Consider the following 15,405-nt stretch of genomic DNA (forward strand, 5'->3'; position numbering starts at 1 on the left):
TGGAAATCGGCCGGAGCAGTTATCGTATTTATTGAGTTTTATTCTTATTCGATTGTATTAGAATAAATCCATAAATAATTTTAGACGGCTGATAGAAACCAGGGAAGTACAGGAAGAAAAGCAACAGCTGAAGATCCCGCAGGAAGTGGGTTTCTTCCGAGGAAGCTGAGAGCGCCCGCCGTGGAAAGCGACTGTACGGAGCGGAAATCGGCGGTTGCTGTTGTGTCGCAGTTTCTTTCAAATGCGACGTTTAGAAATATCAAGCACTTGCAAAATAGCGTTTTTAAAAGGCGGCTCAAAATGAATGAATGGACAAAACGGTTACACTGCAAAAAATAGTGATATTTATTGTTCCAAGGTTCACATTCGACCCTAAAATCGGGTATAATTAGAAATAGATCATAGAGGGGAATCTGTATTATGAGCTATCAGGCTTTATACCGTGTATGGCGTCCAAGAACATTTGAAGACGTTGTAGGACAATCACATATAACAAGAACACTGCAGAACGCCATTGTTCAGGAGAAATTTTCGCATGCCTATTTGTTTTCCGGCCCAAGAGGTACAGGAAAAACGAGTGCTGCCAAGATTTTTGCCAAAACAATTAACTGTGAGCATGCACCAGTAAAGGAACCGTGTAATGAATGTTCTGCGTGCCGCGGCATTCAGGACGGGTCTATTTCAGATGTCATCGAAATTGATGCTGCTTCCAATACAAGTGTTGATGATATCCGCGAAATTCGTGACAAAGTAAAATACGCTTCAAGCTCTGTACCTTATAAAGTATATATCATCGATGAGGTACACATGATTTCCATCAATGCCTTTAATGCTTTACTGAAGACATTGGAGGAACCTCCAAAACATGTCATCTTCATTCTGGCAACAACAGAACCACATAAAATCCCATTGACGATTATTTCCAGATGTCAGCGCTTCGACTTCAAACCAATATCCAATCAAGCGATTGTGGAACGGATGAAAACTATTGTAGGAGCAGAAAATGTCTCTGTATCACCGGAGGCTTTTGAAACGGTTGCATTGGCCGCTGAAGGTGGAATGCGTGACGCGTTGAGTATCCTTGATCAGGCCATTTCCTATAGTGAAGACCAGGTGGGACTTGAAGATGTATTGGCAGTTACCGGGGGAGTCTCACAGGCCATCCTGACAGAGATTGTCGGAGCGATGTATGAAAAAGATGTGGAGCATGCATTAAAACTTTTGGATGATTTGATTCAGCGCGGTAAGGATCCGGGAAGGTTTGTATATGATCTCATTTATTTCATGCGGGATTTGCTTCTATTCAAAAGTGCCCCATCCTTGGAAGGGTTGCTGGAGCGGGCAAGAGCCGATGAGAGTTTCCTTGCATTGGCAGAATCGGTATCGACCGAATGGATTCAGGATGCGATCATGCAGCTCAATCAGTGCCAGCAGGAAATCAAATGGACCAATAGTCCAAAGGTTTTCATTGAAATTTCTATTTTGACGATAACAAATCGCTATCATACACAGGAGCCATCGCCAGCTGATTCTGGTGCTATCGATTCTGAAGCAGTTACAAGGCTTTCCAATAAAATGGCCAAGCTGGAAAAAGAACTTACTATGCTTAAACAGCAGCCGGCAGCAACAGGCCAGGCACAAGCTGTTCCAGCGGAAAAACGGAGACAGCAGCCGGCAAGAACGTCAAAAAATGGTTATAAGATTCCGTTTGAGCGCATTCGTGATGTACTGGGACAGGCAGAAAAACCTGCCTTAAAACAGGTGCAGTCACAATGGGCAAACTTCTTAAGTAAGCTGAAAACAGCAAACGCTCCAGCACATGCTACCATTCAGGACAGTAAACCGGCAGCAGCATCAGCAGACACACTTGTTGTCGCATTTAAATACGAAATCCACTGTTCCCTGTTTCTGGACAATAGGGAGACAGTTGAATCTGTACTTGGCAGTGTAATGGATAGGTCATTAACCATTATTCCGATCCCTGATAAGGACTGGACGGAGCTGCGTACAGAATATATAAGTAAACAGGAAAAACCAAAAGACGAGAAGGAAGAGGCCGATCCGGTAGTGGAAGAGGCCCGAAAGCTTTTCGGAGACGAATTTTTGGAAATACATGATTAAGTAAAGCCGTCCCATAGCAAATTGGATAGCGGGTCAGCGGCAGAAAAAAGCAAGCAGCAGGTATCGTCCTGCAAATCAAACAACAATTACGAGGAGGTATTTCCATGAAGGGAAATATGAACAATATGATGAAGCAAATGCAAAAAATGCAGAAGAAAATGATGCAGGCACAGGATGAGTTACATGAGATGTCATTCGAAGCGACTGCAGGCGGCGGAATGGTTACAATTACTGCAAACGGGAAAAAGGAAATAACAGACGTTCAAATTAAAGAAGAAGTTGTGGATCCGGATGATATTGAAATGCTGCAGGACCTTATCATCGCAGCAACCAATGAGGTTCTGAAGCAGATTGATGATAAGACAAACCAGACCATGGGACAATTCACGAAAGGCTTGAACATGCCTGGAATGTTTTAATAAAACGGATAAGAAAAGTGATAGGAGTGTAAATCACTTATCCGCATGAAGTACTGGCGTCCGGCAGCAGATTTTCCGGGCGCCCTTCGTTTTTGAATGTTGTAGGAGGCAAGCTTGATGTACTATCCAGAACCGATATCAAAGTTAATCGACAGTTTTACTAAATTGCCGGGGATTGGACCGAAAACTGCTGTCCGTCTGGCGTTTTTTGTGTTAAATATGCGAGATGATGATGTGCTTAATTTTGCAAATGCGTTAGTCAATGCTAAGAGAGAACTAACACATTGCTCCATTTGCGGCCATATTACCGACCAGGATCCATGTGCCATCTGTCGGGATACCTCAAGAGATAATTCCATCATTTGTGTCGTTCAGGATCCGAAAGATGTCATCGCAATGGAAAAGATGAAAGAATATCACGGAAAATACCATGTTCTTCACGGTGCAATCTCACCAATGGACGGTATTGGACCCGAGGATATCAATGTCCCTGATTTAATCAATCGATTGCAGGATGAAGAGGTGAAGGAAATTATTCTTGCCACCAATCCGAACATTGAAGGGGAAGCAACAGCAATGTATATCTCACGGCTTGTTAGACCATCAGGAATTCGTACGACAAGAATTGCCCATGGCCTTCCAGTTGGCGGAGATTTGGAATATGCAGATGAAGTGACATTATCCAAGGCATTAGAGGGTAGAAGAGATTTATAGCGTTTTGTTCAAGAGATTTATCTGAGCATATTGTAGAATTTGGGTGAAGAACATGGGGAAAAGGATTAAAAAAACAGATGTGGATAGTGATTTGCTGGATGCAATCTTTGTCGTTGAACGGGAATGGAAACAACTGCAATTGATTGTGGCAAAAAGCATTGAACCGACACAGAGCGGAATCCATCAGGAAGCTCTGACACGTGCGAAGTATCTATTTCTTCTGCGTGAAGCCAGACATCGTAAAATCAGCGCAATGCGAGTTTAATAGTTCAGCAGCAGTCGTTAAAGACAAGGGAGCCGGCAAGCCATTTCCCTTGTTTTTTTAATATCTGCAATATCCATTAACCCAGTAGGCGCAAATCAAACAAAAAACGAAGGACAGCTTTTGAATTGGTTCTTTTTTATGCCTTTTTTTCATAGTTTACTAAAAAGAGGTCCAGGAAGAGGGTTGATTCGAATTGAATTCTTCAATTGTCATTTCCATCATTGTCGGGTTGATTATTATTTTGCTATTCGTCGGTGCACCGGTTAAACCGATGAAGTTTATTGGACAGGCTACGGTTAAACTTGGTATAGGCATTCTGTTTTTATTCTTCTTTAATGTTTTCGGCGGTGTACTTGGATTGCACATTCCTATTAATCTTTTTACTGCGGTAGTGTCTGGGTTCCTTGGACTGTTTGGCCTTGCCTCCCTTGCCGCTATCCATTTATTCATACTCTAAAATTCTAATAAGTTTCCTTGTATACTTTTCGTTAGATTAGGAGATACTAATTTCCAAACGGAGGTGGGGAAATGAAACAGTATGATTCCTATGAGCAATGTGGCATTTGTGAAGAAAAAAAGGCAACCGGAATTCATTTATACACGATGTTCATCTGTACAGACTGCGAGTATAATATGATTCATACAGAGCCAAGAGAAGATAAATACAATTACTACCTGCAAAAGTTAAAAAATATCAATCAACCAAAATTATATTCATAGAAGCATTTATATTCATAAATTAGATGGAGCACCATACAGCGATAAAAGGGGAGGCGGCCAGCTATACCGATATGGTCCGCAATCAATCAAACGCAATTACCTTCCCCAAAAAGGAAAAGTCTTTGCTTGCAAAGGCTTTTTTTGTTGCATTAAGATGTAGGTATTACATGCAGAGAGGGATTAACCAATGAATAAGGATCAGCTTAGGATGCCGCTTTTTGAAAAACTGAAGCAATTCGCATCAGAAGGACCAACATCGTTTCATGTTCCGGGACATAAGAATGGCATCATAATTCCCGATGCTGCAAGGAACTATTTTGAACAAATCCTCAAACTGGATATGACAGAACTACCTGGTTTGGATGACCTCCATGCTCCTGCAGAATCGATTGCAGAGTCAGAGGGGCTTGCTGCTGAATTTTTCGGTTCGGAGGAAACCTTCTTTTTGGTTGGGGGAAGTACCGCCGGAAATCTGGCCATGATATTAGGGGTATGTTCTGCGGGCGATGAGGTGATTGTTCAGCGCAACTGCCATAAATCCATTATGAATGGTCTGGAGTTAAGCGGCGCTAAGCCTGTTTTTATTGCCCCGGAGTATGATGACGAGATGCGTCGGCATACGAACCCCTCACTATCCATATTGAGGGAAGCCCTTAGGGTACATCCGGATGCAAAAGCAATTGTTCTCACCTATCCAGACTATTTTGGAAAGACCTATTCGATTGAAGAAATGATTCAATTGGCACATAGCTACAATATACCTGTACTTGTTGACGAAGCACATGGCGTTCATTTTGCATTGGGGGGCCCGTTTCCGCCTTCTGCCTTGCAATTAGGTGCAGATGTTGTCGTACAGTCCGCACATAAAATGGCTCCAGCGATGACGATGGCATCCTTTTTACATATAAATTCCAGCTTGGTTTCAAAGGAGAGAATCGCCCACTTCCTGCAACTGATACAGTCCAGCAGCCCATCCTATCCGATTATGGCCTCGCTGGATATTGCCCGTTCTTTCCTGGCAACCCTAAAGCCAGAAGATGTCGTGGTTATTTTGCAAAGTGTTAAGGGTATAAGGGATATATTAAAGCAGGAGGCATACTGGGATATACTGCCGTCGGATGACCCACTGAAAATAACGTTTCACGTGAAACAATCACATTCTGCCAGAGAAATAGCGACATTATTTGAAAATGAAAATATCTATCCCGAGCTTGTTACACATAATCAAATCCTATTTATCCATGGTCTTTCCTCATTTGAAAAGACCGATGTGTTGAAAAAAACGGTAAAAAGCGTAATGGAACAATTAAAAAATCATTCAAATCATGCTACAATGAATGTAGCAAAGCTTTTTGCCGAGCCAATTCAGGAATTAGCTTTGTCCTATGAGGCAATGAACAAATTACCATACAAACAAGTCCCCTTCACAGAAGGTATTGGACATATAGCAGCTGAGGCGGTAATTCCCTACCCGCCGGGAATTCCTTTCATCTTAAAAGGAGAAAAAATCACAGCAGCACATATTGAAGCAATCGAACAGCTTCGCGGCCAGGGTGTACGCATCCAGCAGCGCGAATCAGGCATCAGGGTTTATTGATTTGATGAAGGAGACACATACATGAGTGGGTATTTTATAACATTTGAAGGCGGCGAGGGTGCGGGTAAAACATCGATTCTCCATGCAATATACAACAAGCTTAAGGATTCGGGGTACGATGTGATCATGACAAGAGAGCCTGGGGGCATTAACATTGCAGAAAAGGTTCGCAGCATCATTCTTGATCCGAACAATACCGAAATGGAAGGGCGCACAGAAGCCCTTTTATATGCAGCAGCGCGCAGACAGCATTTAGTGGAAAAAGTGGCACCGGCGCTTAAGCAAGGGAAAATTATTCTTTGTGACCGTTTTATCGACAGCAGTCTGGCATATCAGGGGCATGCACGCGGATTGGGAATTGACGAGGTATTTACCATTAACCAATTTGCCATTAAGGATTGCATGCCGGACTTAACCTTGTTTTTTGATATCGATCCAAAAAAGGGTTTGGACCGCATCGCGGCGAATAAAGATAGGGAGAGAAATCGGCTGGATTTGGAAAATCTTCAATTCCATCAATTGGTATATGAAGGCTACCAGATTCTTACGGAACGATTTCCCAATCGGATTCAGACGATAAATGCAGACCAATCCATGGAGGCTGTTGAAAAGGCCGCGTTTGATCGTATTATATCTAAATTAAAATAGAGGGGGCAAAAGCACATGAAATTAATCATCGCTGTTATTCAGGATAAGGATTCCAATCGGCTAATCAATGCTTTGGGTGAAGGAGATTTCAAGACAACCAAGCTCGCGACAACAGGTGGATTTCTGAAAGAGGGAAACACAACGCTAATGGTTGGCTGTAATGATGATGATGTAGATAATGCCCTCAAAATTATCAAGGACAACTGCTCCCATCGTGAACAAATGGTTGCCCCAATCTCTCCAATGGGAGGAAATGCAGATTCCTATATTCCAAAACCAGTTAAAGTTGAAGTTGGCGGGGCAACGGTATTTATCTTGCCAATTGAATCGTTTTTCCAGTATTAAGTATAATCATCATGTAAAAGGGGGCTGAACTGGTGAAAATCTCCAACGAAATGCAAGCGAAGACCGAGCCGAAGTACACACGACAAGTGAGTACAGACAATCCAGCTTTCGGTAAGATGGTTCAGTCCCAGACGCAAAGCCTAAAACAGCAGGAATTACAGCAGCTTATTAAAAATATAACCAATCAAGGCAATAAACTCGCCCGTTACCGGTCATTCCGGGAGTTGGCGAAGTTTAAACGGATGGTGAAAGGTTTTCTGCAGGAAACGGTCCATAATGGCTATAGTATGCAGAAATCACATAGTTTTGGCTTGAATGGCAATCGCAATTTATCCATTGTCAAACAAGTGGATGAGAAACTGATTGAACTGACAGAAGAAATTATGAACCAGGAAAAGAAGACAGTGGATATCCTTGGGCTAATCGGAGAAATAAAGGGATTGCTGATTAACATATATACGTAAGTTTCCAAATGGCGGGGATGATGATACAGCGCCCAATGGAAATTTATACTATGAGGGCGGGTACTATGAAGACATGGTCTGAGGTTGCCCAGGTGCAGCCGTTAGCAAGCAGAATTATAACGAATAGTATAAAAAAAGGCCGGATTTCTCATGCGTATTTGCTTCATGGTGAACGCGGAACAGGAAAAGGAGCAATTGCTTTACTGATTGCAAAAGGACTGTTCTGCAGTAATAAACAGGGTACCGAGCCCTGTAACGAATGTAATAATTGTAAGCGGATTGCTTCCGGCAATCATCCCGATGTGCATTGGATCGAGCCGGATGGACAATCGATTAAAATAGAACAGGTAAGAAATCTCCAAAAAGAATTCACCTATTCTGGTTTGGAATCGAATCAGAAGGTTTATGTCATTAAAGACGCAGACACATTAACAGTAAATGCAGCGAACCGAATCCTCAAATTTCTGGAGGAACCGAGTAAAGAGACAACGGCAATCATGCTGACAGAGAACAGCCAGTCGATTATACCGACCATTCGTTCACGCTGTCAGGTGATTGATTTACAGCCGCTGAATACCGCAGCTTTTCAAAAACAGCTGATTGAAAATGGAATGACAAAAAATAATGCAGTGCTGATGAGTGCACTAACCAATAATTATGATGATGCAGTGCAATGGAATGAAGATGAGTGGTTTGCAGAAGCAAGAAATTTAGTGGTACAATTGATTGAAATGTATACAATAAAGCCTGAAGACGTCTATATCTTTATTCACAATCGGTGGGTGACTCATTTTAAAAATCGTAAAGAGCAAGAGCAAGGAATGGATCTAATGCTTCTGGCTTTTAAGGATATCCTTTATTATCATATAGGGAATGAAACGGCTTTTGTATTTTTCGCCCCGGATGATGCGCTCGTTGAAAAGGCTGCAATGACCTTTTCGCAGGAACATCTGGTGAATATTTTGAATCTCGTTCTGAAGGCAAAAAGGAAATTGAAGCAAAATGTTCAACCAACACTTGTGATTGAACAGCTGGCACTTCAAATACAGAGGTGAAAAATAATGATAGAGGTTATTGGTGTCCGTTTTAAAAAAGCGGGTAAAATATATTATTTTGATCCAGGAAAAGAAGTTATTTCCCTGGATAGTTACGTTATTGTTGAGACCGTTCGCGGTATCGAATTTGGAAAGGTTGTCATAACCAATAAGCATGTGGATGAAGAGGATGTTGTCCTTCCTTTGAAAAAGGTAATCCGCGTTGCCGATGAGAAAGATAAATTAACGGTGGTGGAGAATCAGGAACAGGCTGAAAAGGCCTTCCACATCTGTTCAGATAAAATCAAACAGCATAAGCTGGAAATGAATCTGGTAGAGGTAGAATACACTTTTGACCGCAATAAAATTATTTTCTATTTTACTGCTGATGGTCGTGTTGATTTCAGAAACCTGGTGAAAGACCTAGCCTCCATGTTTAAAACACGGATTGAACTTCGTCAGATTGGTGTGCGTGATGAAGCGAAAATGCTTGGCGGGATTGGCCCATGCGGCAGAATGCTTTGCTGCTCAACTTTTCTGGGAGACTTTGAACCGGTATCCATTAAAATGGCAAAGGACCAAAATCTTTCTTTGAATCCGGCAAAAATCTCCGGCTTATGCGGCAGATTAATGTGCTGCCTCAAGTATGAAAATGATGACTATGAAACAGCGAAGCGTGATTTGCCGGATATTGGGAAATCGATAAAAACCCCATTTGGAAAAGGGAAAGTAGTTGGATTAAATATACTTGAACGCCTCGTCCAAATTGAAATACCAGAGAAAGAACGCGTCGTTGAATATACATTAGATGAATTAATAGAAGAAGGAATTTTAGCGCAAGCCACAGAATGATGAGGTGAGTGGGCGTGGGAAACAGAGAAATTTTTGACCAGGTCTCTGATATGGAAAAGCAGATTGGTGAGCTATATGAGCAATTGGGTGATTTGAAGGGCAAGCTAAGTGATCTGCTTGAGGAAAATCACCGGCTTGCCGTTGAAAATCATAATTTACGTCACCATCTGGAAGACCATACAGAAGCGATAAGTGAAAAAACTGCCACAAAAGGGTCTGGATCTTCCAAAGGAAACCATCCAGGTGAGGGTTACGATAATCTGGCCAGGCTTTATGAAGAAGGGTTTCATATTTGTAATCTGGAATTTGGCAGTCCAAGAAGGAATGAGGATTGTATATTCTGTCTTGATTTTTTTGACAAAACAAAATAGACAGGTTTTCTAAAAGGGAAGGGCATACGCCACTCACCTTTAGAGGGCCTCCCCTGCTGTCTCATATAGAGGCAGCTTTCTTTTCAATTCGGTGATTTCCAAAAGATTGAATATCAGCTTAACGATATAGGTAAGCAACTGGAAACAATATAAGGAGTTAATGATGGTACAGTTATTTGATGATGAAAGACTTGATTATTTATTGAATGATGAACATATGCAAATTATTCAAAGTCCGACGGCATTTGCATTTTCCCTTGATGCCGTTTTGCTTGCCAATTTCGCATATGTACCGGCAAAAAGGGGTTCGATATTGGATTTGTGTACAGGAAATGGGGTTATCCCTCTCCTTTTATCCAAACGAACGCGGGCTAATATTACTGGTGTAGAGATTCAGGAGAGAATCTATCAGATGGCTGCACGCAATATTGAGCTGAATGGACTTAATGCCCAATTAGATATCGTTCATGGCGACTTAAAAGAAATGCAGCCTGTACTGGGGCAGAGCTGTTTTGATGTCGTAACCTGCAATCCCCCTTACTTTAAAACCCCTTCTGTAACGGAACATAATCATAATGAATTCCTGACGATTGCCAGACATGAAGTTTATTGCACGTTAGAGGATGTCGTTAAAGCCTGTAAATTGCATGTTCGGCCAGGTGGGAAGGTTGCAATGGTACACAGGCCGGGACGCCTCGTAGATATCATGGAGCTTTTCCGAAAATATAATGTGGAACCGAAGCGGATGAGACTGGTCTATCCAAAAAGAGGCAAGGAAGCCAATATGCTTTTGATAGAAGGTGTGCGTGATGGGAAAGCCGACTTAAAGATATTGCCTCCATTATATATTTATGAAAATGATGGTTCTTATACGAAGGAAGCAGAGGGAATCATTTATGGAAAATGAGCATGTTGTATATATGCTGCGCTGCAAGGATGATTCGCTCTATACCGGCTACACGAATAATCTCGAACACCGGTTGAAGATGCATGAAAGTGGTAAAGGTGCGAAGTATACTAGAGGCAGAGGTCCGTTTAAAGTCGTTTTTGTTGAAAGATTTTCCTCGAAAGAAGCGGCGATGCAGAAGGAATACCAGATAAAACAGCTTTCCCGAAAAGAAAAAATGCAACTCATTCAAGATTGTTAAAGGAAGGTCTGACATATGAACGTACAAAAGAGCTTTGACGATGAAACACAGGGTGCACTTTATGTTGTTCCCACTCCAATCGGAAACCTGGAGGATATTACATATCGAGCATTGAATATTTTGCGGTCTGCTAATCTAATTGCTGCAGAGGATACGAGGAATACGAGGAAGCTCCTGAATCATTTTGATATTCCAACTTCATTAATCAGCTACCATGAACACAATAAGCTGGCACGGGAGGATCAATTACTCGAACGGATTGAAAATGGGGAGCTGATTGCTGTTGTCAGTGATGCCGGCATGCCGGCTATATCGGATCCGGGTTTTGAGATTGTTCAGGCAGCTATTGAAAGGGAGCTGAAAGTCGTCGTTCTGCCTGGAGCAAATGCTGCGTTATGCGGACTTGTCGGTTCCGGTCTTCCCGCAGAAGAATTTTATTTCTATGGATTTCTGCCCCGGAAGAAGAAAGATAAGACAGCAGAATTGGACCGGCTTAAGGGTCTGCGCGCAACCCTGCTATTTTATGAATCACCTTATCGAATAAAGGATACCTTGAAGGCGATTCAGGACGTATTTGGTTCCAGGAGAATTGCACTGGCCCGGGAGCTCACAAAGCGATTTGAAGAATTTATCCGCGGAACGACAGACGAGCTGCTCATATGGGCGGAAGCGAATGAGATGCGGGGGGAATTTGTGATCATCGTTGAAGGCGGGGATGAAAGTGAACAATCGGCAGAGGATGCGGAATGGTGGAGAGAAATGACCATTATGGAACATGTCGACTATTATATCGAATTGGACAAACTATCGAGTAAAGATGCGATTAAGCAAGTAGCTGTCGACAGGAATGTTCCGAAAAGGGATGTCTATCAAGCCTACCATATTGAATAAGGGAAAGCATAAAAAGAGCTGACGCGTACTGTATCAGCTCTTTTTGCGAGTTCGTATTTTGTTTATTTCGTTTATTTTGCTTAAAAAAATGGCAATACTTATTTTATCCGGGTTTGTATTTCATCCAACAGTGTCTTTGCACCCTCTAAACTGAGGACTAGCTTGCCATCGGCCAACGTCAGATTTTCGTCTGAAACTTCACCTGTAATCTGACAAGTCATATTAGGTTTGTATTTCTTTAAGACAATCCTGTCGTTATCCACGTAGATTTCCATTGTATCTTTTTCATGGATATCCAGTGTACGACGAAGTTCAATAGGTATGACCACCCGACCCAGTTCATCGACTTTACGTACAATTCCAGTAGACTTCATTGTTTCCTCCCCTAAGGCTGGTAAAACACGATTCATTTAATAAATAAAGATTTTGCTCCTATTTTACCATTAATATTTTTGTAATTAAAAAAAATCGCCATTGTTCGACATCTATATTAGAAATAGAATACCAACAATATTTTCATATGTCAACATAATTTTCCAGTATTTTGAAAATTTTTTCAATCTATTGTATGCGGCAAACTGATTCATATGAAACTGTATATCTGCCTGATACTGCACAGTATTTGGCAAATTGCGTTATAATAGCTACAATAGATTTTATAATATAAATGATGGTATGGAATAAGGAGGTACATGTATGTCAGAGAAAGAAAAGTCTTTCTATATCACTACACCAATTTATTATCCGAGCGGTAAGTTACATATCGGTAATGCCTATTCAACGATTGCCTGTGATGTAATGGCACGTTATAAGAGAATGAAGGGTTTTGATGTTTTTTACCTGACAGGTAGTGATGAGCACGGGCAGAAAATTGAACAAAAAGCGAATGAACTGAAGATAACCCCTAAGGAATATGTTGATGGTATGGCAGAGGGCATGCAGAATTTATGGAAATTGCTCGAAATCAGTAATGATAAATTCATTCGGACAACAGATTCGGTGCATAAAAAAGTGGTAGCAGATATTTTTGAACGGTTCTTGGCTCAAGGGGATATCTATTTAGATCAGTATGAAGGATGGTATTCCATCCCTGATGAAACATTCTATACAGAAACACAGCTAGTTGATGTGGAACGTGATGCAGATGGCAATGTAATCGGCGGTAAATCGCCTGATAGCGGACATCCAGTTGAATTGATCAAGGAAGAGTCCTACTTCTTCAAGATGAGTAAATATGCCGATCGTCTATTGGATTATTACAATAGTCATCCTGATTTTATTCAGCCTGAATCCCGTAAAAATGAGATGATAAATAATTTTATTAAACCAGGCCTGGAAGATTTGGCGGTATCCCGGACGGTCTTCTCCTGGGGAATAAAAGTGCCGAGCAATCCGAAGCATGTTGTCTATGTATGGATTGACGCATTAGCCAACTATATTACAGCACTTGGCTATGGAACAGAGGACACTAGCCTCTATGATAAATACTGGCCGGCAGATGTACATATGGTAGGGAAGGAAATCGTGCGCTTCCATACGATTTATTGGCCGATCATGCTAATGGCCCTTGATATCCCGCTACCGAAAAAGGTCTTCGGACATGGATGGCTATTAATGAAAGACGGAAAAATGTCGAAATCCAAAGGAAATGTCGTTTATCCGGAAATGCTGGTGGATCGCTATGGCCTGGATGCCTTACGTTACTACTTAATGCGTGAAGTGGCATTTGGCAGTGATGGCGTATTTACGCCAGAAGACTTCATCTCACGGATGAACTATGATCTGGCCAATGACTTGGGTAATCTGCTGAACCGTACCGTTGCGATGATCAACAAATACTTTGGCGGAGAAGTACCTGCCTATAATGGTATTGTGACAGCTTTCGATAAGGATCTGCAGGCGACTGCAGAGCAATCAATTAAAGATTACCAGGATGAAATGGAAACTATGCAATTCAGTAGTGCACTCCAACACATTTGGACATTGATTTCACGTGCTAATAAATATATTGATGAAACAGAACCATGGAAATTGGCTAAAGAAGAAGGAAAAGAAGCGGAACTGGCAAGTGTGATGGCGCATTTGGCAGAGAGCTTGCGCGTTGCCGCTATTTTGCTTCAGCCATTCCTTACACATGCTCCGAAAAAAATCTTCACGCAGCTTGGCGTGGAAGGTGATGCGGCGGGTGAATGGTCAACAGTCAGCTTCGGTGGATTCCCGCAGCATACAAAAGTAGTGAAAAAAGGAACACCGATCTTCCCTCGTTTAGACGTGGAAGAGGAAGTTGCCTATATTCGTGCGCAAATGGCTGGCGGACCAACAGCCCCTGAGGATAATGAAGAGGAGAATGACTGGAACCCGACGGAGACAGAATTGCTGTCTGCAAAAGATAAACAAATTAAATATGATGACTTTGATAAGGTTGAATTGAAGGTAGCGGAAGTCATTGACTGCGGCAAAGTGGAAGGGGCGGACAAGCTATTGAAGTTCCGTCTTGATGCTGGTGACAAGGCACATCGTCAAATCTTGTCGGGTATTGCAGAATGGTATCCGAATCCAGAAGATCTAATTGGTAAAAAAGTCGTTATTGTCGCCAATTTAAAACCTAGGAAGATGCGAGGCGAAATCAGTCAAGGTATGATCCTTTCAGCTGAAAAAGATGGGGAGTTACAAGTGATTGAAGCACCGGATAATGTTCCGAATGGGTCGGAAATAGCTTAACATCCGCCAGTTTTTGCACTTGTTAGGGATCGGATCTGCCTTTTTTTCCAGGACGGGACAGGGGTATTTCTGCCATAAATCTATAATTGATTATCATACCCTGCTAAAAGCCTTAGCAGGGTGTTTCTTTAGCTGTTGTGTATGGCGTTTTATATAGCACTCCCAAATACCAGACAGCCAAATTAAAAAAGGAAAAGGATGAGCATGATGCTATTTGATACACATGTACATTTAAATGCAGAACAGTTTGCAGAAGATCGTGAAGAAACGATTAAGCGGGCATTTGACGCAGGTGTCAACTATATGGTTGTCGTCGGCTTTGACCGTGAGACAATCCCGCTTGCACTTGAAATAGCAGAACAAAATGAAACGATTTATGCAGCAGTCGGCTGGCACCCAGTTGATGCGATTGATATGACAGAAGAAGACCTAGCCTGGATAGAGGAATTATCAAGCCATCCGAAAGTAGTTGCAATCGGTGAAATGGGGCTTGACTACCACTGGGATAAGTCACCAAAGGACATCCAAAAAGAGGTGCTTCGCAAGCAAATTCGATTGGCGAAAAAAGTACGTATGCCAATCATCATCCACAACCGGGAAGCGACGGAGGATATCATTCAAATTCTCAAAGAGGAAGATGCAAAAGAGATAGGTGGCGTCATGCACTGCTATAACGACTCTGTCGATTTTATACAGGAATGCTTGGATATGAACTTCTACATCTCCCTTGGAGGCCCTGTCACCTTTAAAAACGCTCCGCTTCCGAAAGAAGTTGCCAAACAGGTGCCACTGGACAGACTATTGGTTGAGACAGATGCACCATTTTTAGCACCCCATCCGAATCGGGGAAAGCGAAATGAACCAGCTTATGTGAAGCTGGTGGCAGAAAAGATAGCTGAATTAAGGGAAATGGATGTTGAAGAAATTAGTGATATTACGACAAAAAACGGGCTGAAGTTTTTTGGGATAAACGGATAGTTATTGCATCCTTACAGTAAAATTTATGTAATATTTGCTGCTGTTTTTGATGGAAATCAAGGGATTGATACACAAGTCAATCCCTTTTTTACATTTTTTGTTACAATCTCCAACTCC

The 15,405-nt window shown here is 41.9% G+C and carries 19 protein-coding genes; 18 read left to right on the forward strand and 1 reads right to left on the reverse strand.

The window, feature by feature from the left end:
* The first annotated feature begins 420 nt into the window (after positions 1–420).
* The 16 genes from dnaX to rsmI all read left to right on the forward strand — a co-directional run bounded on the left by dnaX (position 421) and on the right by rsmI (position 11,589).
* A complete protein-coding gene (gene dnaX, locus OMHG_RS05335) occupies positions 421–2,121 on the forward strand; it encodes a DNA polymerase III subunit gamma/tau (RefSeq protein WP_010648948.1) in 1,701 nt (566 codons plus the stop codon).
* A 104-nt stretch (positions 2,122–2,225) separates the two neighbouring features.
* A complete protein-coding gene (locus tag OMHG_RS05340) occupies positions 2,226–2,540 on the forward strand; it encodes a YbaB/EbfC family nucleoid-associated protein (protein ID WP_010648950.1) in 315 nt (104 codons plus the stop codon).
* A gap of 117 nt (positions 2,541–2,657) precedes the next feature.
* Positions 2,658–3,254 (forward strand): recombination mediator RecR, encoded by a 597-nt coding sequence (recR, locus tag OMHG_RS05345; RefSeq protein ID WP_010648951.1) that lies wholly within the window; start codon positions 2,658–2,660, stop codon positions 3,252–3,254.
* 52 nt (positions 3,255–3,306) lie between these two features.
* Complete coding sequence (locus OMHG_RS05350; protein WP_010648952.1) at positions 3,307–3,519, forward strand: YaaL family protein; 213 nt, start codon at positions 3,307–3,309, stop codon at positions 3,517–3,519.
* Between the two features lie 193 nt (positions 3,520–3,712).
* On the forward strand, positions 3,713–3,976 hold the full coding sequence (locus OMHG_RS05355) for a pro-sigmaK processing inhibitor BofA family protein (protein ID WP_010648953.1): 264 nt from the start codon (positions 3,713–3,715) through the stop codon (positions 3,974–3,976).
* Between the two features lie 71 nt (positions 3,977–4,047).
* Entirely contained in the window at positions 4,048–4,239 is a 192-nt protein-coding gene (locus tag OMHG_RS05360; RefSeq protein ID WP_010648955.1) for a sigma factor G inhibitor Gin, read from the forward strand.
* Positions 4,240–4,426: 187 nt separating this feature from the next.
* Positions 4,427–5,836: an aminotransferase class I/II-fold pyridoxal phosphate-dependent enzyme gene (locus OMHG_RS05365; protein ID WP_010648956.1), complete on the forward strand. Its 1,410-nt coding sequence runs from the start codon at positions 4,427–4,429 to the stop codon at positions 5,834–5,836.
* Between the two features lie 21 nt (positions 5,837–5,857).
* A complete protein-coding gene (gene tmk / locus OMHG_RS05370; protein WP_010648958.1) occupies positions 5,858–6,484 on the forward strand; it encodes a dTMP kinase in 627 nt (208 codons plus the stop codon).
* A 15-nt stretch (positions 6,485–6,499) separates the two neighbouring features.
* On the forward strand, positions 6,500–6,829 hold the full coding sequence (locus tag OMHG_RS05375; RefSeq protein ID WP_010648960.1) for a cyclic-di-AMP receptor: 330 nt from the start codon (positions 6,500–6,502) through the stop codon (positions 6,827–6,829).
* A 32-nt stretch (positions 6,830–6,861) separates the two neighbouring features.
* Complete coding sequence (locus OMHG_RS05380) at positions 6,862–7,293, forward strand: YaaR family protein (protein WP_010648963.1); 432 nt, start codon at positions 6,862–6,864, stop codon at positions 7,291–7,293.
* A gap of 65 nt (positions 7,294–7,358) precedes the next feature.
* Positions 7,359–8,348, forward strand: a complete 990-nt coding sequence (gene holB / locus OMHG_RS05385) for a DNA polymerase III subunit delta' (protein ID WP_010648965.1) — start codon at positions 7,359–7,361, stop codon at positions 8,346–8,348.
* A 6-nt stretch (positions 8,349–8,354) separates the two neighbouring features.
* Complete coding sequence (locus tag OMHG_RS05390) at positions 8,355–9,179, forward strand: PSP1 domain-containing protein (protein WP_010648966.1); 825 nt, start codon at positions 8,355–8,357, stop codon at positions 9,177–9,179.
* Between the two features lie 14 nt (positions 9,180–9,193).
* Positions 9,194–9,550: a DNA replication initiation control protein YabA gene (gene yabA / locus OMHG_RS05395; RefSeq protein ID WP_010648968.1), complete on the forward strand. Its 357-nt coding sequence runs from the start codon at positions 9,194–9,196 to the stop codon at positions 9,548–9,550.
* Between the two features lie 163 nt (positions 9,551–9,713).
* The gene (locus OMHG_RS05400; RefSeq protein WP_010648969.1) at positions 9,714–10,457 is read left to right on the forward strand and encodes a tRNA1(Val) (adenine(37)-N6)-methyltransferase; all 744 of its coding nucleotides are present in this window, start codon (positions 9,714–9,716) and stop codon (positions 10,455–10,457) included.
* Entirely contained in the window at positions 10,447–10,698 is a 252-nt protein-coding gene (locus tag OMHG_RS05405; protein WP_010648970.1) for a GIY-YIG nuclease family protein, read from the forward strand. Before OMHG_RS05400 ends, OMHG_RS05405 begins: the two co-directional genes overlap by 11 nt.
* Positions 10,699–10,713: 15 nt before the next feature.
* Positions 10,714–11,589 carry a 16S rRNA (cytidine(1402)-2'-O)-methyltransferase gene (gene rsmI / locus OMHG_RS05410; RefSeq protein ID WP_010648971.1) on the forward strand — a complete coding sequence of 292 codons (876 nt, stop codon included), beginning with the start codon at positions 10,714–10,716 and terminating at the stop codon, positions 11,587–11,589.
* Positions 11,590–11,687: 98 nt separating this feature from the next.
* Here rsmI and OMHG_RS05415 read toward each other — a convergent pair whose 3' ends face one another.
* The gene (locus tag OMHG_RS05415) at positions 11,688–11,963 is read right to left on the reverse strand and encodes an AbrB/MazE/SpoVT family DNA-binding domain-containing protein (RefSeq protein WP_010648972.1); all 276 of its coding nucleotides are present in this window, start codon (positions 11,961–11,963) and stop codon (positions 11,688–11,690) included.
* Between the two features lie 322 nt (positions 11,964–12,285).
* Between OMHG_RS05415 and metG the strand changes: the two genes are divergently transcribed.
* Entirely contained in the window at positions 12,286–14,310 is a 2,025-nt protein-coding gene (metG, locus tag OMHG_RS05420) for a methionine--tRNA ligase (RefSeq protein ID WP_010648973.1), read from the forward strand.
* Positions 14,311–14,517: 207 nt separating this feature from the next.
* The gene (locus OMHG_RS05425; protein ID WP_010648974.1) at positions 14,518–15,288 is read left to right on the forward strand and encodes a TatD family hydrolase; all 771 of its coding nucleotides are present in this window, start codon (positions 14,518–14,520) and stop codon (positions 15,286–15,288) included.
* Positions 15,289–15,405 lie beyond the last annotated feature (117 nt).

The organism is Oceanobacillus massiliensis str. N'diop (assembly GCF_000285495.1).
Taxonomy (GTDB): domain Bacteria; phylum Bacillota; class Bacilli; order Bacillales; family Amphibacillaceae; genus Oceanobacillus; species Oceanobacillus massiliensis.